Origin of the sequence: Thiomonas sp. 13-64-67, from assembly GCF_002282795.1 — a bacterium.
Taxonomy (GTDB): Bacteria; Pseudomonadota; Gammaproteobacteria; order Burkholderiales; family Burkholderiaceae_C; genus Thiomonas; species Thiomonas arsenitoxydans.
Genome location: NZ_NCKP01000019.1, coordinates 1 through 20,807, shown reverse-complemented (window position 1 = coordinate 20,807; position 20,807 = coordinate 1). Strand labels below are relative to the sequence as shown.

Annotated in this window: 19 protein-coding genes, 1 tRNA gene and 1 pseudogene; 7 read left to right on the top strand and 14 right to left on the bottom strand. The window is 64.0% G+C overall.

All coding sequences use genetic code 11. The features are described from left to right. Positions 1-28 precede the first annotated feature (28 nt). Both B7X30_RS06950 and B7X30_RS06945 read right to left on the bottom strand, forming a co-directional pair. Positions 29-922 carry a transporter substrate-binding domain-containing protein gene (locus tag B7X30_RS06950; protein ID WP_286730016.1) on the bottom strand — a complete coding sequence of 298 codons (894 nt, stop codon included), beginning with the start codon at positions 920-922 and terminating at the stop codon, positions 29-31. Positions 923-1,020: 98 nt separating this feature from the next. Further along, positions 1,021-2,859, bottom strand: coding sequence for an ABCB family ABC transporter ATP-binding protein/permease (locus B7X30_RS06945; RefSeq protein ID WP_286730015.1), 1,839 nt, complete (start codon positions 2,857-2,859; stop codon positions 1,021-1,023). A gap of 141 nt (positions 2,860-3,000) precedes the next feature. Here B7X30_RS06945 and B7X30_RS06940 point away from each other — a divergent pair, with 141 nt between their 5' ends. Further along, positions 3,001-3,405, top strand: a complete 405-nt coding sequence (locus tag B7X30_RS06940) for an acyl-CoA thioesterase (RefSeq protein ID WP_286730014.1) — start codon at positions 3,001-3,003, stop codon at positions 3,403-3,405. A gap of 85 nt (positions 3,406-3,490) precedes the next feature. On the opposite strand, the gene B7X30_RS06935 is transcribed toward B7X30_RS06940, so the two are convergent. The 6 genes from B7X30_RS06935 to B7X30_RS06910 form a co-directional block, all read right to left on the bottom strand. Further along, the gene (locus B7X30_RS06935; RefSeq protein ID WP_013104516.1) at positions 3,491-4,108 is read right to left on the bottom strand and encodes a 50S ribosomal protein L25/general stress protein Ctc; all 618 of its coding nucleotides are present in this window, start codon (positions 4,106-4,108) and stop codon (positions 3,491-3,493) included. 103 nt (positions 4,109-4,211) lie between these two features. After that, entirely contained in the window at positions 4,212-5,183 is a 972-nt protein-coding gene (locus tag B7X30_RS06930; RefSeq protein WP_013104515.1) for a ribose-phosphate pyrophosphokinase, read from the bottom strand. Between the two features lie 106 nt (positions 5,184-5,289). Then, positions 5,290-5,366: transfer RNA gene (locus tag B7X30_RS06925), tRNA-Gln, on the bottom strand. 84 nt (positions 5,367-5,450) lie between these two features. Beyond that, a complete protein-coding gene (ispE, locus tag B7X30_RS06920; RefSeq protein ID WP_286730013.1) occupies positions 5,451-6,482 on the bottom strand; it encodes a 4-(cytidine 5'-diphospho)-2-C-methyl-D-erythritol kinase in 1,032 nt (343 codons plus the stop codon). 20 nt (positions 6,483-6,502) lie between these two features. Continuing rightward, on the bottom strand, positions 6,503-7,087 hold the full coding sequence (locus tag B7X30_RS06915) for a lipoprotein insertase outer membrane protein LolB (RefSeq protein WP_286730012.1): 585 nt from the start codon (positions 7,085-7,087) through the stop codon (positions 6,503-6,505). Then, positions 7,087-8,793, bottom strand: a complete 1,707-nt coding sequence (locus tag B7X30_RS06910; protein WP_286730011.1) for a tetratricopeptide repeat protein — start codon at positions 8,791-8,793, stop codon at positions 7,087-7,089. Before B7X30_RS06910 ends, B7X30_RS06915 begins: the two co-directional genes overlap by 1 nt. A 108-nt stretch (positions 8,794-8,901) precedes the next feature. On the opposite strand from B7X30_RS06910, the gene mutM reads away from it, so the two are divergent. The 4 genes from mutM (at position 8,902) to B7X30_RS06890 (ending at position 13,824) form a co-directional block, all read left to right on the top strand. Beyond that, positions 8,902-9,777 carry a bifunctional DNA-formamidopyrimidine glycosylase/DNA-(apurinic or apyrimidinic site) lyase gene (gene mutM, locus B7X30_RS06905; RefSeq protein ID WP_286730010.1) on the top strand — a complete coding sequence of 292 codons (876 nt, stop codon included), beginning with the start codon at positions 8,902-8,904 and terminating at the stop codon, positions 9,775-9,777. Positions 9,778-9,836: 59 nt separating this feature from the next. Beyond that, positions 9,837-11,762 carry a dynamin family protein gene (locus B7X30_RS06900; protein ID WP_286730009.1) on the top strand — a complete coding sequence of 642 codons (1,926 nt, stop codon included), beginning with the start codon at positions 9,837-9,839 and terminating at the stop codon, positions 11,760-11,762. 80 nt (positions 11,763-11,842) lie between these two features. Beyond that, positions 11,843-12,958, top strand: coding sequence for an A/G-specific adenine glycosylase (gene mutY, locus B7X30_RS06895; RefSeq protein WP_286730008.1), 1,116 nt, complete (start codon positions 11,843-11,845; stop codon positions 12,956-12,958). Continuing rightward, entirely contained in the window at positions 12,955-13,824 is an 870-nt protein-coding gene (locus tag B7X30_RS06890) for a DUF429 domain-containing protein (RefSeq protein WP_286730007.1), read from the top strand. Before mutY ends, B7X30_RS06890 begins: the two co-directional genes overlap by 4 nt. A gap of 28 nt (positions 13,825-13,852) precedes the next feature. Here the strand turns inward: B7X30_RS06890 and B7X30_RS06885 are convergent, their stop codons facing one another. From B7X30_RS06885 to B7X30_RS06875, 3 genes and pseudogenes are all read right to left on the bottom strand, one after another. Beyond that, positions 13,853-14,989 (bottom strand): PilT/PilU family type 4a pilus ATPase, encoded by a 1,137-nt coding sequence (locus B7X30_RS06885; RefSeq protein ID WP_156054149.1) that lies wholly within the window; start codon positions 14,987-14,989, stop codon positions 13,853-13,855. A gap of 60 nt (positions 14,990-15,049) precedes the next feature. After that, on the bottom strand, positions 15,050-15,688 hold the full coding sequence (locus tag B7X30_RS06880) for a Crp/Fnr family transcriptional regulator (protein ID WP_013104505.1): 639 nt from the start codon (positions 15,686-15,688) through the stop codon (positions 15,050-15,052). Positions 15,689-15,753: 65 nt separating this feature from the next. After that, a pseudogene (locus tag B7X30_RS06875) lies at positions 15,754-16,756 on the bottom strand (type IV pilus twitching motility protein PilT). A 150-nt stretch (positions 16,757-16,906) separates the two neighbouring features. On the opposite strand from B7X30_RS06875, the gene B7X30_RS06870 reads away from it, so the two are divergent. After that, on the top strand, positions 16,907-17,722 hold the full coding sequence (locus B7X30_RS06870) for a YggS family pyridoxal phosphate-dependent enzyme (protein ID WP_286730006.1): 816 nt from the start codon (positions 16,907-16,909) through the stop codon (positions 17,720-17,722). Then, positions 17,610-17,846: an acylphosphatase gene (locus tag B7X30_RS06865; RefSeq protein ID WP_286730005.1), complete on the top strand. Its 237-nt coding sequence runs from the start codon at positions 17,610-17,612 to the stop codon at positions 17,844-17,846. The genes B7X30_RS06870 and B7X30_RS06865 overlap by 113 nt, the downstream gene beginning before the upstream one ends. On the opposite strand, the gene B7X30_RS06860 is transcribed toward B7X30_RS06865, so the two are convergent. The 3 genes from B7X30_RS06860 to ettA form a co-directional block, all read right to left on the bottom strand. Continuing rightward, entirely contained in the window at positions 17,834-18,919 is a 1,086-nt protein-coding gene (locus tag B7X30_RS06860; RefSeq protein ID WP_286730004.1) for a 3-deoxy-7-phosphoheptulonate synthase, read from the bottom strand. The genes B7X30_RS06865 and B7X30_RS06860 overlap by 13 nt on opposite strands. A 31-nt stretch (positions 18,920-18,950) precedes the next feature. Then, on the bottom strand, positions 18,951-19,304 hold the full coding sequence (locus tag B7X30_RS06855) for a thioredoxin domain-containing protein (protein WP_286730003.1): 354 nt from the start codon (positions 19,302-19,304) through the stop codon (positions 18,951-18,953). Between the two features lie 14 nt (positions 19,305-19,318). Further along, on the bottom strand, positions 19,319-20,807 hold a 1,489-nt coding region (ettA, locus tag B7X30_RS06850; RefSeq protein ID WP_286730002.1), incomplete at its 5' end, for an energy-dependent translational throttle protein EttA.

The following is a 20,807-nucleotide window of genomic DNA, read 5'->3' as shown; positions in this document are numbered from 1 at the left end:
GCTTGGTTCCTTGCCAACCTGGCGGTGCTTATTCGACGCCCTTGTCGTTCGGGTTGGCGAAGGCTTCCTTGATCGCGGGGGTTTCCGGGAAGTTCAAGTTGATGCCCTTGGGCGGAATCGGGCTGGTGAACCACTTGGCGTAGATCTTGTTGATCTCGCCCGACTTCATCACGCCATCGATGGTCTTGTCGACCAGCGCCTTGAACTGCGGATCATCCTTGCGCAGCATCATGCTGTAAGGCTCTTGTCGCAGCGAACCGGGCAGGATTTTGTAGGCCGCCGGATCCTTGGAGTTGGCGATCTGCCCGGCCAGCAGAATGTCGTCCATGACAAACGCGGCCGCCCGGCCATCGGCCATCAGCAGGAAGCTCTCGGCGTGATCCTTGCCGTAGATTTCCTTGAATTCCATGTCCTTGGTCTTTTCGTACTTTTTCAGCAGAGGCACGGCGGTCGTGCCCGAGGTGGTGACGATGGTCTTGCCCGCCAGTTGCGCAAAATCGCTGATGCCCGAATCTTTTTTCACCGCAGCCGTCACGTTGATGACGAAGTAGGTCGGCCCGAAAGCCACCTGTTTCTGGCGCGCCACCGAGTTGGTGGTGGAGCCGCACTCCAGGTCGATGGTGCCGTTTTCGAGCAGGGGAATGCGGTTGCTCGACGTGACCGGGGTGTAGTTCACTTTCAGACTGGGCATTTTCAGATCGGCCTTGACGGCATCGACCACCTTGCCGCACAGCTCCATCGCGTAGCCGATGGGTTTGCCGTTGTTGTCGAGGTAGGAGAAGGGAATCGACGACTCGCGGTAACCGACGGTGATGCTGTTGGTTTCCTTCACTTTTTTCAGCGTGCCGGTGAGCTCGGCCGCCTGAGCGCAAGACATTGCGGCCGCAGCCAGGATGGTCAAACCAAACAGTTTTTTGATCATGCGAATCTCCGTGAATGTAGGAATGGGGTGAACGAATCGCACAAGTGTAACCGTGGGTCACAAATGCGCAATAGGTGTATGCAAACTCCGTTCCAGCATCAGGCCATCGCCGCAGACGCTTCGGGGTGAGCCGCCCTATCCTGCTGCAGATTCCACATGCGGGCGTACAGACCGCGCGCCTGCAGCAGTTGCGCGTGGGTGCCGCGTTCGACCACACGCCCGCTTTCCACCACCAGAATCTGATGCGCATCGACCACGGTGGACAGGCGGTGAGCAATCACAATGGCAGTGCGGTCGCGCGAAGCCGCGCGTATTTCCGCCTGAATCGCCTTTTCGTTGTGCGAGTCGAGCTGTGAGGTGGCTTCGTCGAAAATCAGGATGGGCGGATTTTTCAGCAGGGCCCGGGCAATCGCCACGCGCTGCTTCTCTCCGCCGGACAACTTCAGGCCGCGCTCGCCCACCTGCGTCTCATAGCCTTGGGGCGTGCTGACGATGAAGTCGTGGATATGCGCGGCGCGCGCCACCGCCTCCACCTCGGCCGCGCTGGCGCCGGGTTTGCCGTAGGCGATGTTGTAGCCAATGGTGTCGTTGAACAGCACCGTGTCCTGCGGCACGATGCCGATGGCGCGGCGCACACTGGCTTGCGTGACTTGGGCGATGTCCTGGCCGTCGATCAGAATGCGCCCGGACTGCGGCGCGTAAAAGCGAAACAACAGACGCGCCAGCGTGGATTTTCCCGCGCCGGAAGGGCCGACGATGGCCACTGTTTCTCCGGCGGGCACGGTGAAGTCCAGCCCATCGAGAATGACGCGGTCGGCCCCATAGCCAAAGCGCACATTCTCGAGACGCACTTCGCCCCGTCCGACCTGCAAAGCTGGCGCCTGAGACGGGTCCTTGATTTCCTGGTGCTCTTCCAGAATGGTGAACATGCGCTCCAGATCCGTGGTGGACTGCCGGATCTCGCGGTAGATCACGCCCAGAAAACTCAGCGGCGCGTAGAGCTGCAGCATGAAGGCGTTGACCAGCACCAGATCACCCAGATTCATGCTGCCACTGACCACACCGACGGTCGCCCGCCAGACCAGCAGAGTCACGGCGGCAGCGATGATCAAGCTCTGCCCAAGGTTGAGCAGCGACAGCGAGTTCTGCGACTTGATGGCCGCGCGCATCCAGGCTCTGAGGTTGTCGTCGTAGCGGGTCGACTCCAGCGCCTCGTTGCCGAACATTTTCACCGTCTCATAATTCAACAGTGCATCGATGGCGCGCTGGTTGGCGCGCGAATCCTGCGTGTTCATTTCGCGGCGTAGCTGCGTGCGCCATTCGGTCACGGTGACGGTGAACGCCACATACAGCACCAGCGCCACCAGCGCGATGCCCGCAAACCAGATGTCGTACTTGACCAGCAGAATGCCGATGACCAGCGCCATTTCCACCAAGGTGGGCAGAATGCTGTAGAGCGTGAACGACACCAGGCTGGAGATGGCCCGCGTGCCCCGCTCCATATCGCGCGACATGCCGCCCGTCTGGCGCTCCAGGTGGTAGCGCATGCTCAGGCTGAACAGATGGTCGAACACCTGCAGCGCAATCTTGCGCACCGCGCCTTGTGTCACGCGCGAAAACACCACCTCGCGCAACTCGGTGAACAGCGACACGCTCAGACGAAGCAGGCCATAGGCCACCAGCAGCGCCACCGGCACCACCAGCACCGCACGCGGATCGCCCGGCTTGAGATCGAGCGCATTGACGATGTCTTTCAGCACAATGGGCACGCTGACGTTGGCCACCTTGGCGGCTATCATCATCGCCAGCGCCAACAACACCCGGCCGCGGTATTCCCACAGATAGGGCCAAAGCGCGGAAACCACCGCCCAGCGCGAACGCGCTGCCGTGGCATGGGAGGACGGCTCGGGCAATGCAGGAGAGGATTGGGCGTGCATGGACTAACGGGATTTGGCCAATAGAGGCCGATGAACGATCAGGGCGGAGCAGAGCAGCGCGGGGCACGAACTTCGTGAGCTGCCCCTAAACTTCGCAGCCTGATTATCCGCGCCGCAACGGCGCCCTGCTTGGAGCCCCTCATGACCACCGACCCTCGACTCCCCGACCGCGCGCCCACGCTGCGTACCCAGGCCCGACCTGCCGACGTGAACATGCACGGCGACATTTTCGGGGGCTGGATCATGGCGCAGGTCGACATCGCCGGGGGCATCGCTGCGGCCTGGCGTGCCAAGGGGCGGGTGGCGACCGTGGCGGTCAAGGAGTTTGTGTTCAAGCAGCCGGTGCTGGTGGGCGACGTGCTGTCGTTTTTCACCGAAATCGACCATGTGGGTCACACGTCGGTCACCGTGCGGGTAGAGGTCTATGCCCAGCGCACGCCATCGAACGTCGAGGTCATCAAAGTGACCGAGGCGCTGTTGACCTATGTCGCCGTGGGCGAAGACCGCCGCCCAAGGCCAGTGGATCAGCCGGTTGATCGACCATAATCGCCCGAAGTCTCACCGCGATTCCAAAAACAACAAGGCCGCCTTAAGGTTCCCCCAGGCGGCCTTGTGGCTGGAAAAAGCCGATTTACTTGCTTTCGCCTTCGGCAGCAGCCGCACCTTCTGCGCCCTCTTCACCCACACCACCCGGCGGCGGGCTGACGGTCACGACCGCAGGATTGTCCACCCCGTGCGTGAGCACCGACACGCCCTTGGGCAGCTTGAGGTCGTTGACGTGCACGCTCTGGTGCAGGACCAATTCGCTCAGATCGACTTCGATGAACTCGGGCAGTTCGGACGGCAGGCAAGACACTTCCACTTCGGTCATCACATGGTTGACCAGGCCGTGGCTGAGCTTGACCGCAGGCGAATTTTCCGCGCCGGTGAAGTGCAGCGGTACCTTCATGGAAATCTTGTGCCCGGCGTCCACACGCTGGAAATCCACGTGCAGCACCAGTTGCTTGAAGGGGTGCATCTGGTAATCACGTAGCAGCACCTGGCTGGATTTGCCGGCAATTTCCAGCTGCAGCACAGAGGAGTGGAACTGCTCTTTTTTCAACGCGTGATACAGCGCGTTGTGATCGAGTTCGATCATCTGGGGCGCTTGCTCGCCACCGTAAATAATGCCGGGGGTCTTCCCGGCGCGACGCAGGCGGCGGCTCGCACCGGTGCCCTGCAAACTACGTTCGAATGCGACGACTTTCATGTCGACTCCTGAAAAAGGGGACTCGCCCCGTGGTGAACGGCGCCTGCGACCAGCGCCGTGACAGCCTGCCGGAACATCCGACAGGTACAAAATCACAACTGCGTCAGAACAAGGTTTCCTGCTCGTTGAACAACTGCAGCACCGACCCGCCGTAGGCAATGCGCTGCAGCGTCTGCGCGATAAGCGGGGCAGCGGAGAGCTGGCGAACCTTGCCGCATTCGCGCGCTTCCTGGCGCAGCGGGATGGTGTTGGTCACGACCAGTTCGTCGATGGCGCTGCTTTGAAGACGCTGAATCGCCGGGCCCGACAGCACGGGGTGCGTGCAGTACGCCATGACGCGCTTGGCGCCGCGCGCCTTGAGCACCTCGGCCGCCTTGGTCAGCGTACCGGCGGTATCGACCATATCGTCCATGATGATGCAGTTGCGTCCGTCGATCTCGCCGATGACGTTCATCACTTCCGAGACATTCGGCTTGGGACGGCGTTTGTCGATGATGGCCAGATCGCAGTCCATCAATTTGGCCAGCGCGCGGGCGCGCACCACACCGCCGATATCGGGCGAGACCACGATGAGGTCGCTGTAATTCTTTTCACGCAGGTCGGAGAGCAGAATCGGCGAGGCGTAGATGTTGTCGACCGGAATGTCGAAAAACCCTTGCACCTGATCGGCATGCAAGTCCATGGTGACCACGCGCGCCACGCCTGCGGCCTGCAGCATATTGGCCACGACCTTGGCGGTAATGGGCACGCGCGCGGAGCGCGGACGCCGGTCTTGCCGCGCATAGCCGAAATAGGGAATGACCGCCGTGATGCGCTCGGCCGAAGCGCGCTTGAGCGCATCGACCATGATGAGCAGTTCCATCAGGTTGTCATTGGTCGGCGCGCAGGTGGACTGAACGATGAACACCTCTCGGGCACGCACGTTTTGCTGAATCTCGACGGTCACTTCACCGTCGGAGAACCGCCCGATATAGGCCTGACCGAGGCCAATGCCGAGTTGTTCCGCAACTTCCTGGGCAAGCGCCGGATTGGCATTGCCGGTGAACAGGATGAAGTCCGCCGGATTCGGTGTCATGGTGGAGTGTTGCGCTTATTCAGTGCGCCTGAAGTGCCGGAACTTTTGTTCTCTCCGGCAGAGCCCGCGGTCTGCAGCGCCGCAAGCGAAACGCTTTCAAAAATCGTGGCTGGGGAGGAAGGACTCGAACCCTCGAATGCCGGAATCAAAATCCGGTGCCTTAACCAACTTGGCGACTCCCCATCTTCATTCACCACCATCGACGATGGCAAATGATAAAAAACTGTCTGTCAAAATCTACTGCACTACGGCAGCGCAAGCCCGACATTATGCGTCAATCCAATCGCACAACGGATGCTCGCGCAAACCCTCGCACAACCGGCCCTGCCAACCCTCAGGCAACAAGTCCGGCAAACCACCCAACACCTCATCAGACGGCCCGTGCCTGCTCGGCAAACCAGATCGATCTGACGCACCGATCAAAGCAAAAACTGCGCTGCCAGAACCCGTCATTCGCGCGTCGAAAAGCAACTCAGAGCGCAACGTCGGCGAGTGTGCTGCCAGCGGCCCCATCAACGCAGTACGCAAAATCTGCAGTGCCTGAGTCACCTCAGGCTCCAGCACCTCGGCGCCGGGCTGCAAATCGTTTCTGCCCCAGACAGGGCAAAGACTGCTTTGCTGATCGTCTTGTTGACAGTTTTTGCTCTGACTTTTCTGATGCCGATTTTCCTGCTGCTCGTCCAAAACGAAAAATTCGCCCAGCCATTCAGCAAAGCCTGCTATTGTTTCTTCGGGATTTTTGGTTGTCAAGTCAAGGGTGGAAAACACCGCACGCGTGGACAGGCCGCGTGCCGGATGCACCACAGCAAAACTGGGCGTGGGCAGATCGATTGGCTGCAACTGCTCGCCGACGCCCTCGGCCCAGGCGTTGCGGCCATAGATGAAAATCGGCACGTCGGCGCCGAGTTGCAAGGCGAGTTGCATCAGTTTGGCGCGCGGCAGATCGAGGCGCCAGAGACGGTTGAGGCCGATCAGTACCGTGGCAGCATCGGAACTTCCGCCGCCGAGCCCGGCCTGTTGCGGAATGCACTTGCGCAGATGAATATCGACCCCGCTGTCGCACTGCGTCGCCTGTTGGAGCAGGCGGGCGGCGCGCACGCAAAGGTCGTCTCGCGGCAGTTCGTCAGCGCCGATGCGGTGGATGAGACCATCGTCACGCTGGATCAGATCGAGCGTGTCGCACCAGTCGATGAACTGAAAGACCGTCTGCAGGGTGTGATAGCCGTCTGGGCGCTTGCCGGTGACGTGCAAAAACCAGTTGATCTTCGCCGGGGCGGGCAAATTGAACAGCGCACGCATGAATAAACCGCCGCAGCGCCTCAGGGAGCGGTTTGCGGCGCTGCCGTTGCGGATTCGATCGCCATGCGCAGCTCCGCCGGGTCGCCCGCCAGGCGTTGCGCCTTGAGAAGCGCGAGCTGGCCGTCACGCCAGGTGGGCTGCACCTTCCAGCCCAGTTGTTCGAAACCGCCGTCTGTCAGGGTTTGCGAGGGCAGGCTGGAAGCCGGTCTCCCCCGCACCCAATCCTGCAACGCAGCCTGCGGCAAGGCCACGCCCAGTGCGGCACGGGTCATGTCGTCGAAAGAGGCGTAGTGCTGTATCTGTCGGCCATTATCCAGGCTGGCTTGACCGGGGCGCCATTGCGCCTTGGCCAGCATTTGACCCAGCGGGGAAAAGACTTCGAACTCGCCGGAAACGGCCCCGCGCAACACCAGACGAAAGCCGCCGTAAAGCGACTTTTGCGCATCGGGCGTGCCGCTGACGAGTGACAGCCGCCCTGCCAGCGCGAGCGTATTGGCGGGCTCGGACGACTGCGGCAGTTGGGGCGTGGCGCAGCCGCCAAGGGCCATCGCGATCACCCCAACGACAGCCCCGGCGACAACCCCTGCAAAGAGGCGACGCCGCATCAGAATGTCACACCGTATTTGCGCAGCACCGCCTGCACCATGGTGTCGTGCGGCGCGCGCTCGATGGCCTCGTGCCAGATGGCGCGCGCCCGGTCGCGCTGGCCGAGCTGCCACAGCACCTCGCCCAGATGCGCGCCGATTTCCGGATCGGGCCGCGCGTCATACGCCTGCTGCAGCAAATCGAGCGCCTGATCGTTGTGGCCCATTTTGTGTTCGACCCAGCCCATGCTGTCGAGCACGAAGGGATTGCCGGGCGAGAGTTCCAGCGCGCGGGCGACGAGCTTGCGCGCTTCGGGCAACTGCTCGCCACGGTCGGCGAGGGTGTAGCCCAGCGCGTTGTAGGCCGGTTGCGACTCGGGGTCGAGCGCAATGGCCTTTCGCAGCATCTGCAGCATGTCTTTGATGTGCCCGCTTTTGTCGGCCATCATCGAGGCTTCGTACAGCAGATCGACATCGCCCGGAGTCTGCTTGAGACCGGATTGCAGCAGCTTGTAAGACGCATCGAAGCGCCCGGCCTCGCGCAACACTTGCGCCCGCGCCAGCAGCCGGTCTTTGCGCTGCGCGTCGGTCGCATCGGGCAAGGTTTCCGCCAGCTTGAGGGCGTCGTTCACCTTGCCCTGCTGCACCAGAATGGCCGCGCGGTTGCTGAGCACGGCAAGGTGGTTGCTGGCGTCCGGCTCGATCTGATCGAGCCAGCGGTTGGCCTGATCCAGATCGCCCAGCTTGCGCGAAGCCTCCGCCAGCGCGATGTAAGCCGGGGTCAGCACGGGCGGCTCGGCCTGGGCGCGCGCCAGCCGCAGATAGGTTTGCAACGAGACCACCGCGCGCGCGGGCTGGCCGAATTCAGTCTGCAGGCTGCCCAATATCAGCCAGGCCGGGGCGAGATCAGGCGCATCGGTCACCAGTTTTTCGAGCGCGTTCAGCGCAATGCCGTCGCGCTGCTGGGCCAGCGCGGCCTGCGCCCAGGCCAGACGCAGGCCGCTGTCTTTGGGCTGGGCTGCGGAAAATTTCTGCATCGCGCCGTCAGCCGCCTGCGGGTTGACGGTGTAGAGCTGTATCAGCAGCGCCGCCGCCGGGGCCAGCCCTGGGTTGAGCGTCAGGGCGTGCAGCGCATCGGCGAAGCCCCCCTTCTGGTCTCCGGCGCGCGCGCGCAGCAAACCCAGCACCACATCGGTCTGCGCGAATTGCCGCTGCCCGGCCAGCGCGGTGCGCATCATCGACAGCGTGGCGGCGGCATCGCTCGCCTGAGCGGCCAGGGGCAGCAGATCGGCAATGGCTTGCCCGCGCTGCGGTTCGGGGGTGTTGGCCAGGTCTTGGGCGATGGCCGAGCCAGCCTCGCTGGTTTTCCCCATGAGCAAAAACAGTTGCACGACCCAGGCGCTGGCCTCTCGTGAACCGGGCATGGCTTTGCGCCAGGCCTGAGCGGCTGCGAGCGCCTTGTCGGGCGCGCCTGCGCGCAGGGCGATTTCCGCCGCGCGTCGGTAGAGCGGCTCGGAATCCAGTTCCTTTGCCGCCTTGAGCAACTCGGTGTAGGCCACGCCGGGATGCCCGGTATTCGCCGCAATCTCTCCAGCCAGAATGGCAAAGACTTGCCGCGCGGTTTCCTGCGCGCTGGCCCGAACGGCCGACTGCTGTGCATAGGCTGCAATAGGCACAGCGGTGAGAGCCGGAAACAACAGGGCCGACACAAGAACGGCAGCGCGCATGGGAGTCCTGAAAGTCTGAATAGAACGCCGTATCTGCACCAGCAGACAGGGCCGAGAATCGTGCGGATTGTAGAAGTCTGCCATTTCCCCCTGCGGCACAATGCCGACATGCCCGAACTGCCCGAAGTCGAAGTCACCCGCCAGGGTCTGGAACCCGCCTTGCTCGGCGCCCGCCTGACCGGGCTGCGCCTGGGTAAACCGCTGCGCTGGCCGCTGAACATCGACCCGCAAACGCTGGTCGGGCTGCGCATCAAAGCGCTTGAGCGGCGCGGCAAATATCTGCTGCTGCGACTGTCGCAGACCGCCGCCGCGCCGAACACCGCCGGCGTGCTGATCGTGCATCTGGGCATGTCGGGTTCTTTGCGCTGGACGCCGGCCGCGCAAGTGCCCGCCTCGCTGTCGCCGCACGAGCATGTGGAATGGCTGACCGACCGCGGGATGCTGCGTCTGCGCGATCCGCGCCGCTTCGGCGCGGTGCTCTGGCACGCGGGTGAGGAAGTGCAGCGCCATCCCCTGCTGCGCGTGCTCGGGCCCGAGCCGCTGGGCGCCGAATTCGACGGCACCACGCTCAGCCGCGCGCTGGCCGGACGCAAGGCGGCGATCAAGCCGCTGCTGCTGTCGCAGCACATCGTCGCCGGAATTGGCAATATCTACGCCTGCGAGGCCCTGTTTCGCGCGCAGATCGACCCGCGCACACCGGCTTCGCATCTGCGCCCCGTCCATTGCGATCGCCTGGCCGCGGCGGTGCGCGAAACCTTGCAACAGGCGGTAGCGCTGGGCGGCAGCAGCCTGCGCGACTTTGCCCACAGCGATGGCGAACTGGGGTACTTTCAAATGCAGGCGCTGGTTTACGGCCGAGTCGGCCAGCCTTGTCGCGTCTGCGCCACGCCCATCCGGCAGATCGTGCAGGGGCAGCGCAGTACCTATTTCTGCCCCAAGTGCCAAAAAATTCTCAAACCCAAGCCCAAGGCGGGGATACGCTGATCGAAATTCAGAGTGCGCTGTGTTTTACTTTTACTCAGTTAATCCAAGCGCCCCAAGCGATGAATCCGCACGTCGAAGCCCCCATCCTCACCGCCGGTCTGTTTGACTACGCCGAATGGCGCGCTGAAGCGCTGCAGCGCGTCAAGGCGCTGCTGACCTGGCTCGAAGAGAGCGGGCTCGATCTCGAACAGGCGCGGCCGCTGCTGCAGCGGCAGATCCACCGGCTCGACAACGACCGCATGACCCTAGCCTTCGTTGCCGAGTTCTCGCGCGGCAAGTCCGAGTTGATCAACGCCATCTTTTTCAGCGGACACGGCCAGCGCATCCTGCCCGCCGGAGCCGGGCGCACCACCATGTGCCCGATGGAACTGTTCTCCGACCCCGCGCAGCCCCGCGGCCTGCGGCTGCTGCCCATCGAAACCCGCTTGCAATCGCAGACCCTGGCGCAATGGAAATCGAGCCCGCAGGTCTGGACGCATTTCGAGCTGCCCTCCCAGGATGCGCAGGGGTTGGCGCAGGCACTCACCCATTTGTCCGACACCCAGCGCGTACCGCTGGAGCGTGCCCAAGACTTGGGCTTTTTCCATGATGCCGAAGACCTTGCGCAGCTCAACACCGACGCCCAGGGCGAAGTCGAAATTCCGCTTTGGCGTCACGCGCTGGTCAACTTTGCCCATCCACTGCTCGATCAGGGCCTGAGCATTCTCGACACGCCGGGGCTCAACGCCGTGGGCGCCGAGCCCGAGCTGACCCTCTCGCTCATCCCCTCGGCCAACGCCGTGGTCTTAGTGCTCGGCGCCGACACCGGGGTCACGCGCAGCGATCTGGAAATCTGGAACCGCCACATCGCGACCACCAGCGGCGCGCAAACCCTGGTGGCGCTCAACAAGGTCGATGCGCTGTGGGACCCGCTGCTCACCGCGCCGCAAATCGCCGCCAGCATCGACCATCAGGTGCAGACCACCGCGCAAACGCTGCGTCTGCCGCCCGAGCGGGTGTTTCCCGTCTCGGCGCACAAAGCCCTGCTGGCGCGCATTCAGGGTGACGGCCCGCTGCTCGCCCGCTCGGGCCTGGGCGCGCTGGAAAACGCGCTCAATCGTGCGGCCAATATCGACCGCCGCAGCCTGCTAGACGGCGCCGTGCGCGATGCGGTCGGGCAGGTGCAGTCCGAACTTTCGCAGCAACTGCGCAAGCAACTGCACGAGGCCCAGGGACAGCTCGACGAACTGCAGGGACTGCGCGGCAAGAACGCCAATATGGTGGTGCTCATGCTGCAGCGCCTGGCCGCAGAGCGCAACGAGTTCGACGCCGGCATGGCGCAGGTTCTGGCGCTGCGTGCCGTCAACAACCGCATGCTCGAGCAGTTGCGCGAGCGCTTTGCCGCCAAGTCGGTGCTGCACGATCTGGAGCAGCTGGAGTCGCGCATGGGCGGCGCGCTGCTGAAAGTCGGCGTGAAGGGCGAACTCGCCCGCATCGGCGCCGATCTGCGCAAGCGGCTGGTGGATGCCGAAACGCAGATCGAAGAAATCCGCCAGATGCTCGCCGCCGCCTTCACCCGCGCCAACAGCGAATTCGGCTTCACCGTCACCGCGCCGCGGGTGCTGCGTCTTAGCGGGTTGATGCAGGAGTTCGACCGGGTGGTCAATGCCTATACCGAGCATCTCTCCGGCGTGAACTGGCTCAAACTGCAGAACAACGCCTACACCCTGCGCACCTTGCGCACCCTGTCGTCGCGGGTGCGCGATCTGTTCGAGCGCGCCCTGCGCGATATCGAAAACTGGGACCGCTCAGCCATCGCCCAGCTCGACAGTCAGGTGCGCGAGCGCAAAAAGCAACTCAACCGGCGCCTGGCCACGCTGCAACGCATCGAAGACACCAAAGACAGCCTGCACGACCGCATTGACGAATTGCAAAAGCAAATCGCCCAGATCGATGTGCTGCAACGCGGGCTGAGCGATCAGATTCGTCGCTTGATCGCCGCGTAAACGCTCGCCGCAAAGGGCTGGCACAATGCGGCGCTCAATTCGATTGAGCGCCGCTGCGCCGCAGTGTCGATCTGCCCACCGTGCCCGATTCAGCCCCAGCCGCCCCCTTCACAGCGCCAACCCTGCCGGATTTCGCCAGCCGCCTGGTGCGCTGGCAGCGCCAGCACGGGCGGCACGACCTGCCCTGGCAGGTGCGCGACCCCTACCGGGTCTGGCTGTCGGAGATCATGCTGCAGCAGACGCAGGTCGCCACGGTCATCGATTACTACGCGCGTTTCACGGCCCTCTTTCCCACGGTGCAGGCGCTCGCCGCGGCGCCTGAAGATGCCGTGCTGGCCGCCTGGAGCGGGCTGGGCTACTACCAGCGCGCCCGCAATCTGCACCGGTGCGCGCAGATCGTGATTCAAACGCATGGCGGCGCGTTCCCGCAAACGGCGGAAAGCCTTGCCGCGCTGCCGGGCATCGGCCCCTCCACGGCGGCGGCGATTGCCGCGTTCTGCTTCGACGAGCGCGCCGCCATTCTCGACGGCAATGTGCAGCGCGTGCTCTGCCGCAGTCACGGCATCGACGATCCGGTTCCCGCCACGGCCACCACGCGCAAGCTCTGGTCGCTCGCGCGCAGCCTGCTGCCCGAGGCACAAGACATCGCCGCCTACACGCAGGGGCTGATGGATCTGGGCGCCACCGTGTGCAGGCCGCGCCAGCCTGCCTGCACCGAATGTCCTTTTGCCACGGATTGCCGCGCTCATTTGGCGGGCGATCCGCAGCGCCTGCCCGTGCGCAAGGCGGCGCGCAAAAGCCGCCCGCAGCGCAGCACCGTCATGCTCTGGTTGCGTAACTCGCCGGACGGTCTTTGCTGGCTGGAAAAGCGCCCGCAACTGGGCCTCTGGCCAGGGCTGTGGAGCCTGCCGCAATTCGATGCGCCCGAGCAGGCGCTGCAGTTCGCCGCGCAGATCGGGCCGGTGATCGGCCAGCGAGAACTGGCGCCGTTTCGCCATGCGTTCACCCATTTCGAGCTGACCGTGCGCCCCTTGCTCGTCGACGTCCAGGCCCAGCCCCGGGCCGCGGAGCCACAAGGCCAATGGCTCGATCTTGAACAGGCCGCGCGGCTGGGGCTGCCCGCGCCCGTGCGCAGCCTGTTGCTGCAGCAAGTTCCGCCCGCTGACGCTCCACCCCCGGCTGTGCTGCACAAATGAACGGAGCAGACGACATCACCTTGTTCGGCGTCGATTTCAGCAGTGCGCCTAGTCGGCGCAAACCCATCGTGATCGCGCGGGGACGGCTGGCTCAAGACGCATCGCACACCGTGATCCTGCAGGACTTCAACCGGCTCGACACCCTGGCGTCGTTCGGTCAGTGGCTGCAGACGCCCGGCCCCTGGATCGGCTCCTTCGACCTGCCTTTCGGCCTGCCGCGCGAGTTGATCGACACCCTGCGCTGGCCCGGCCATCGGCAAGACGAAGCCCCACTGCCTTGGGAACGGTTGATCTCGCATCTGCGCCACCAGAGCCGCGCGCAACTACGCGAAGTCTTCCGCAGCTTTTGTGCCGCCCGCCCGGCTGGGGCGAAATTCGCCCACCGCGCCTGCGATCTGCCTGCGGGGTCTTCGCCGTCGATGAAATGGGTGAATCCGCCCGTCGCTTGGATGCTGCACGCAGGAGCGCCTTTGCTGCTCGATGCGGGGGTCACGCTGCCGGGTCTGCGCGGTGGCGATCCGCTGCGCGTGGCGCTCGAAGCCTATCCGGGCCATGCCGCCCGCGCCGTTCTGGGACGGCGCAGTTATAAGAGTGACGACCCCGCGAAGCAGACCGCCGAACGCGAAGCCGCACGCGACTTGCTGCTGGCCGCGATGGAAAGCGGGCGTCACCCGCTGGGCATCCGTCTGCAGTGCACCAATGAACAGCGTAATCACATGCGGCTCGACGCGCGCGGCGACGCGCTGGACGCTGCGCTCTGCCTGATGCAAGCCGCGTGGGCCTGCATCAGGCAGCATGAAGGCTATGGACTTCCGCACGCCATCGACCCGGTCGAAGGATGGATCGTGAGCGTGCCTCAGCCCTGAGCCGCGACAACCCCCTGCGCCGCAAAAATCAGACGATGGCCAGGTGCCCGGTATCGCTGCCGATGTCGGCGTTGCGCGCGCGCTTGCTGTCGAGCTTGATGCGCAGCCGCAGGTCATTGACCGAATCGGCGTTGCGCAGCGCGTCTTCGTAACTGATCTTCTCGGCATCGAACAACTCGAACAACGCCTGGTCGAAGGTCTGCATGCCCATCTCGCGCGACCGCCGCATCACATCCTTGATCTCGGTGAGCTTGCCTTCGAAGATCTGATCGGCGATCAGCGGCGAGTTGATCATGACCTCCACCGCGGCCACGCGCCCCTTGCCGGTTTGCAGCGGCACCAGCCGCTGCGACACCAGCGCGCGCAGATTGAGCGACAAGTCCATCAGCAGTTGCGCGCGCCGTTCTTCGGGGAAGAAGTTGATGATGCGGTCGAGCGCCTGGTTGGCATTGTTGGCGTGCAGCGTGGCCAGCACCAGGTGGCCGGTCTCGGAGAACACCACCGCGTGCTCCATGGTCTCGCGGTCGCGGATTTCGCCCATCAGAATGACGTCGGGCGCCTGACGCAGGGTGTTCTTGAGCGCCGCCTCCCAGCTGTCGGTGTCGAGCCCGACTTCACGCTGGGTCACGATGCAGTTCTTGTGCGGATGCACGAACTCGATGGGGTCTTCCACCGTGATGATGTGGCCGTGCGAATTTTCGTTGCGGAAATCGAGCATGGCGGCCATCGAGGTCGATTTGCCCGAACCCGTGGCGCCGACAAAAATGATGAGCCCGCGCTTGTTCATCGCCAGCGTCTTGAGCACTTGCGGCAATCCCAGGCTGTCGATGGAGGGCAAGTCTTGCGGGATCTGCCGCAGCACGATGCCCACCTTGCCCTGCTGGATGAAGGCATTGCAGCGAAAGCGCGTGAGGCCCGCGGGAGAAATCGCGAAATTGCATTCCTTGGTGCGCTCGAACTCGGCCGACTGTTTGTCGTTCATGATCGAGCGCGCCAGCGCCAGGGTGTGCTGGCTGGTGAGCGCCTGCGACGACAGCTTGGAAACCGCGCCATCGACCTTGATGGCCGGCGGAAAATCGGCCGTGAGAAACAGGTCCGAGCCGCCCCGGCTGATCATCAGCTTGAGCAGATCGTTGATGAATTTGGAAGCCTGATCACGATCCATACGCCCCCCAGCGCTTGTTCAGGTTTTGAATACGGTGGTTCATGCCGCAAGCCGCGCGCATCAACCGCCGGGCGAAGTCGCGGCGACCCGCGCACTGAGCTTGCGCAGACGCAGCGACAAGCGGCGCGCCAGCGAGCCGATGAGACGGCAGGCCGCGGCCGGGTCTTGCGCAATCATGCGGTCGAGATCGCCAGCTTCGAGCACCGCAATCTCGCTGTCGGTCAGCGTGGTGCAGTACGACCAGCGCGGCGCGGCGTCGACCAGCGACATCTCGCCCAGCATGCTGCCCGCACGCACTTCGGTCAGGCGCAGTCTGTCGCCCCAGGGTTGCATGCGATCGACCGCCACCGCGCCTCGCAGCAGCACCACCATGAAGCTGCCGGTCTCGCCCTGCGCGATGAGGTCGGCTCCCGCCTTGACGGTATAGAAATGAAAGTACTTGATGCAGCGCTCTTTGTCCGACTGGGTCAGCCCTGCCATGTATTTGTCTTGCTGCCAGAGTTCGAGCAGGCGCTGGCCGCCGGCGCTGCGCGACAGCTTGGTCACTCCGATCTCGGCCGAGCGCTGCGACCAGTCGACCACAGACTCCAGGCTGGAAACTTCCGCGTCATGGAAGCCGGTGGTGAAAAACTGAGACTCGGGCGCATCGTCCACCCCGTCTTTGCGCGAACCGGCGCGGAGTTTGTCGAATAGTTTCATGGCCTGCTGGGTGCGAGTGGGAATATTGGGAGAGTGCGGATTGCGCCGGTGGCGCGACTGGGCTCTCAGGCGCCAGGGAAATTTTCGGGCTGTTTGGCCTTGGTGCGCGCTTCGGTGGCGGAGATCATGTTGCGCTTGACCAGATCGGCCAGATTCTGGTCGAGGGTCTGCATGCCGAAAGACTGGCTGGTCTGGATCATGGAATACATCTGCGCAATCTTGTTCTCGCGGATCAGATTGCGAATGGCCGGCGTGCCGATCATGATTTCGTGCGCGGCCACCCGGCCCGAGCCGTCTTTTTTCTTGCACAGCGTCTGTGAAATCACGCCCACCAGCGCTTCCGACAGCATGGCGCGCACCATTTCCTTTTCTTCCGCCGGGAACACGTCAACGATACGGTCGATGGTCTTGGGCGCCGACGAGGTGTGCAGGGTGGCGAACACCAGGTGGCCGGTTTCGGAAGCGGTAAGCGCTAAGCGGATGGTTTCGAGGTCGCGCATTTCGCCCACCAGAATCGCGTCCGGGTCTTCGCGCAGCGCCGAGCGCAGCGCGTTGGAAAAGCTCAGGGTATGCGGGCCGACTTCGCGCTGATTGATCAGCGCCTTCTTCGATTGGTGGACGAATTCGATCGGGTCTTCGATGGTGAGAATGTGGCCGTACTCGGTCTCGTTGTAATGATTGATCATCGCCGCCAGGGTGGTGGACTTGCCCGAACCCGTCGGCCCGGTCACCAGCACCAGACCGCGCGGCTTGAGCGCCAGATCGGCGAAAATTTTCGGCGCGTTGAGATCGTCGAGGGTGAGCACCTTGCTCGGAATGGTGCGGAAAACCGCGCCCGCGCCGCGCGCCTGGTTGAAGGCATTGACGCGAAAACGCGCCAGGGAGGGGATCTCGAAGGAAAAATCGACCTCGAGAAACTCTTCGTAGTGCTTGCGCTGCGAATCGCTCATGATCGTTGATGCGCCGCACGTCGCCATGCACGCGAATCATCGGCGGCAGACCCGCCGAGAGGTGCAGATCGGAGGCGTCGTTCTTGACGCTGAATGCGAGCAATTGTGTGATATCCAAGCGATGTCTCCCCCGAGCAAGCTTGTGCGTGACGGTGCGTCAGCTATTCGACTATCGAATGGGCTATCTTAAGGTCAGAACCACGGTTTCCCGCAATTCGGCGGGCTGACCGGGGTGGAATTGTTGTATCGATCCAGATTTTGTCGGCCCATGTCCCTCGCCTCCCCTCTTGTCTCTCCTCTCGCCCACCCTCTGTCCGCAGTGCGCCAGCGCATCGCACAAGCCGCCGCAGCAGCCGGGCGCGATCCGCGCTCTGTCACCCTACTGGCGGTGTCGAAAACCTTTCCCGCAGAAGACATCGCCCGCGCCGCCGCGCTCGGGCAAACCGCCTTCGGCGAAAACTATGTGCAGGAAGCGGTGGACAAGATCGCCGCGCTGCGCCCGGACTGGCCCGCGCTGCAATGGCATTTCATCGGCCCGCTGCAAAGCAACAAGACTCGCGACGTCGCCGAGCATTTCGACTGGGTGCACAGCATCGACCGCCTCAAGCTGACCCAACGTCTGAGCGACCAGCGGCCCGCAGAATTGGAGCCGCTGCAGGTCTGCATCCAGGTCAATGTGGATGGCGAGACCACCAAAAGCGGCGTGCGCCCGGAAGACGCCTCGGCGCTGGCCGCGGCTGTGGCCGCGCTGCCCCGACTGCGTCTGCGCGGGTTGATGTGCATTCCCGAGCCCAGAGCCGACGCCGCAGCACAACGCGCGCCCTTCGCCCGGCTGCGCGAGCTGCGCGACGCCATCGCCGCCGAGCACGGTCTGACGCTCGACACCCTGTCGAGCGCCCTGCTTTGGGCGCCAAAGCCTGATGGGCGTCAACGAAACCAGGCACGCCCGGCGCGCCTGGGTAAGCGGCCGGGTGCAGGGTGTGTCGTTCCGCGCCGCAACCCGCGCCAAAGCGCTGTCGCTGGGGCTGCGAGGGCAGGCCGTCAACCTGCAGGATGGCCGGGTGGAAGTGTGGATTTGCGGTGATGCGCAGGCGGTGCAAACCCTGCTTGAATGGCTGCGGATCGGGTCTCCCGCTGCGCGGGTGGACGCGGTGCAGATCGAGCCTGCCGACGCCGAAGGCTGCCCCGAAGGATTTCAGGTGGGTTGATTTTGGCCGATGCGCCGCCCGCGACCGTTGCGAACCGCATCGGCGAGTTGCTCCAGCACCCTCACCGTGGCCTCCCAGCCGATGCAGCCATCGGTGATGCTCTGCCCGTACTGCAGCGCCGACAGGTCTGCCGTGAGCGCCTGCTTGCCCTCGACCAGATGGCTCTCCAGCATGACGCCGAGAATGTGGCGGCTGCCCGCGGCGATCTGCGCACCGATCTCGGCCGCCACCTGCGGTTGGCGCCGATAGTCGCTGCGGCTGTTGGCATGGCTGCAGTCGATCATCACCCGGCCGGGTAGATCGGCCGCCTGCAGCGCAGCCACGGCAGCACTCACGCTGGCGGCATCGAAATTCGGCCCCGCGTCGCCGCCCCGCAAGATGAGGTGGCAATCGGCATTGCCGGTCGTGGTGATCACCATGGCCCGGCCGTCGAGCGAGATGGAAGGAAAGCGGTGAGATTGCGCCGCCACCACGATGGCGTCCACCGCCGTCTGCAGCTTGCCGCTGGTCGGATTCTTGAATCCCAGCGGGGCCGACAGCGCCGAGGCCATCTGCCGATGCAGCTGGCTTTCGGTGGTGCGCGCGCCGATGGCGCCCCAGCTCAGCAGCTCGGCGTAGTACTGCGGCGTAACCAGATCGAGAATTTCAGAAGCGGCTGGAACGCCCAGACGCGCGCACTCCACCAGCAGGCCTCTAGCCTTGAGCAAACCCTTGTGAAGGTCGCCGCGCCCGTCCAGATCAGGGTCGTAGATCATGCCCTTCCAGCCCAGACGGGTACGCGGCTTCTCGAAATACACCCGCATCACCAGAAACAGGGCATCGTCGAAGCGCGAGGCTACCTCGCGCAGTCGGTGCGCATAGTCGATCGCCGCCGCGCTGTCATGGATGGAGCAAGGCCCGACGACGACCAGCAACCGGTCGTCATCGCCCCGCACGATGTCGCGCACCGTCTGGCGCGCGCGGGCGACGACTTGCGCCTGGGCCTCGCTGACGGGCACTTCGGCCCGCAATTCGTTCGGCGTGGGCAACAGCTCTTCCCGCGCAATGTGGAGATCGGCAATACGCGTCGGCATGAGCGTCCTTGGATGAGAAATTCCTAAAAAACTAGATCAGGCTCCGCAGATCGGGCAGCCCGGCCTTGGCAGCCTGCTGCGCCAGTTGCCGGGCCGCCGCACCGTCCACGCGAGCCAGCTCGGTCAGCACCCGCAGCCAGAGCGCAGGCTGCTGCGGCAGCGGCGCGCAGTAAAGCAGGTCGCCGCCACGCTGCACCGCCAGAACCGGAAAGTTGGGCGGCTCAAAATCGCCCAGCGCATCGGCGCGATCCTCGACGTCGATCCAGTACCAGCGCACCGCGACATCGGGCGGCAGTTGCGTCGCCAGCGCCTCGAAGCCTGCACGCCAGTCGCGGCAGATGCCGCACCACTGCGCGCACAGACAGGCGACGAGCAGCGGCTCCATCACCAGCGGGCGGCTTACCGCAGCGCCTTGAAGCGCAGACGGTGCGGGCGCGCGCCTTCTTCGCCCAGACGGCGTTTTTTGTCGGCCTCGTATTCCTGATAGTTGCCGGAAAAGAACGTCCACTGCGAATCGCCTTCGGCCGCGAGAATGTGGGTGGCGATGCGGTCGAGAAACCAGCGGTCGTGGCTCGACACCATGATGCAGCCCGCGAACTCGAGCAGCGCATCTTCGAGCGCGCGCAGGGTTTCGACGTCGAGGTCGTTGGACGGCTCATCGAGCAGCAGCACATTGCCGCCAGAGATCAGGGTCTTGGCCAGATGCAGCCGCCCGCGCTCCCCGCCGGAGAGCTTGCCCACGATCTTCTGCTGATCGCCGCCCTTGAAATTGAACCGCCCGCAGTAGGCGCGCGAGGGCACCTGGAACTTGCCCACGTTGAGAATGTCCAGCCCGTCGGAAACCGCTTCCCACACCGTCTTGTCGTCGGGCAGGGCCTCACGGCTCTGGTCTTCGTACACCAGCTTGACCGTGGGGCCGATGACGATCTCGCCCGCATCGGGCTTGTCCTTGCCAGCAATCATGCGAAACAGCGTGGACTTACCCGCGCCATTGGGGCCGATGACGCCGACAATGGCGCCAGGCGGCAGCTTGAAGCTCAAGTTCTCGATCAACAGCCGCTCGCCGTGCGCCTTGCGCACGTTCTTGAACTCGATGACCTCATTGCCCAGGCGATCGGCCACGGGAATGAAAATCTCGTTGGTCTCGTTGCGCTTCTGGTACTCGATGCTGGAGAGCTCTTCGAATCGTGCCATGCGCGCCTTGCTTTTGGACTGGCGCCCTTTCGGGTTTTGCCGCACCCACTCCAATTCCTGCTTCATGGTCTTGAGGTGAGACGCCTCGCTGCGCGATTCCTGCTCCAGCCGGGCTTCCTTCTGCTCCAGCCAGTTGCTGTAATTGCCCTTGAACGGAATGCCCTGGCCACGGTCGAGTTCAAGAATCCACTCGGCCGCATTGTCGAGGAAATAGCGGTCGTGGGTGACGGCCACCACGGTGCCGGGAAAACGGTGCAGAAACTGCTCCAGCCAGTCCACGCTCTCGGCGTCGAGGTGATTGGTCGGCTCATCGAGCAGCAGCATGTCGGGCTTGGAGAGCAGCAGGCGGCACAGCGCCACGCGACGCTTTTCACCGCCCGACAGCGGGCCGACAATCGCATCCCACGCGGGCAGCCGCAGCGCATCGGCAGCCACTTCCATCTGCAGATCGGTGTTGTCGCCCTCGCCTGCAGCGATGATGGCTTCGAGCTGCGCCTGCTCTTCCGCCAGCTTGTCGAAGTCGGCATCGGCGTTTCCGTATTCCACATAGACCTCTTCCAGCCGTTTCTTGGCGGCGAGCACACCGCCCAGACCTTCTTCCACCGCCTCGCGCACGGTCTGCGCCGGATCGAGCTGCGGCTCTTGCGGCAGGTAGCCGATGCGCAAGCCCGCCATCGGCACGGCTTCGCCTTCA

Bases quoted from the DNA above. Each gene is read 5' to 3' on its own strand.
- B7X30_RS06900 (WP_286730009.1), top strand. From the start codon at position 9,837: ATGAATCCGCACGTCGAAGCCCCCATCCTCACCGCCGGTCTGTTTGAC.
- B7X30_RS06950 (WP_286730016.1), bottom strand. From the start codon at position 922: ATGATCAAAAAACTGTTTGGTTTGACCATCCTGGCTGCGGCCGCAATG.
- B7X30_RS06880 (WP_013104505.1), bottom strand. From the start codon at position 15,688: ATGAAACTATTCGACAAACTCCGCGCCGGTTCGCGCAAAGACGGGGTG.
- B7X30_RS06940 (WP_286730014.1), top strand. From the start codon at position 3,001: ATGACCACCGACCCTCGACTCCCCGACCGCGCGCCCACGCTGCGTACC.
- mutM (WP_286730010.1), top strand. From the start codon at position 8,902: ATGCCCGAACTGCCCGAAGTCGAAGTCACCCGCCAGGGTCTGGAACCC.
- B7X30_RS06890 (WP_286730007.1), top strand. From the start codon at position 12,955: ATGAACGGAGCAGACGACATCACCTTGTTCGGCGTCGATTTCAGCAGT.
- B7X30_RS06915 (WP_286730012.1), bottom strand. From the start codon at position 7,087: ATGCGGCGTCGCCTCTTTGCAGGGGTTGTCGCCGGGGCTGTCGTTGGG.
- B7X30_RS06910 (WP_286730011.1), bottom strand. From the start codon at position 8,793: ATGCGCGCTGCCGTTCTTGTGTCGGCCCTGTTGTTTCCGGCTCTCACC.
- B7X30_RS06885 (WP_156054149.1), bottom strand. From the start codon at position 14,989: ATGGATCGTGATCAGGCTTCCAAATTCATCAACGATCTGCTCAAGCTG.
- B7X30_RS06935 (WP_013104516.1), bottom strand. From the start codon at position 4,108: ATGAAAGTCGTCGCATTCGAACGTAGTTTGCAGGGCACCGGTGCGAGC.
- B7X30_RS06870 (WP_286730006.1), top strand. From the start codon at position 16,907: ATGTCCCTCGCCTCCCCTCTTGTCTCTCCTCTCGCCCACCCTCTGTCC.
- B7X30_RS06945 (WP_286730015.1), bottom strand. From the start codon at position 2,859: ATGCACGCCCAATCCTCTCCTGCATTGCCCGAGCCGTCCTCCCATGCC.
- ispE (WP_286730013.1), bottom strand. From the start codon at position 6,482: ATGCGTGCGCTGTTCAATTTGCCCGCCCCGGCGAAGATCAACTGGTTT.
- B7X30_RS06930 (WP_013104515.1), bottom strand. From the start codon at position 5,183: ATGACACCGAATCCGGCGGACTTCATCCTGTTCACCGGCAATGCCAAT.
- B7X30_RS06855 (WP_286730003.1), bottom strand. From the start codon at position 19,304: ATGGAGCCGCTGCTCGTCGCCTGTCTGTGCGCGCAGTGGTGCGGCATC.
- B7X30_RS06860 (WP_286730004.1), bottom strand. From the start codon at position 18,919: ATGCCGACGCGTATTGCCGATCTCCACATTGCGCGGGAAGAGCTGTTG.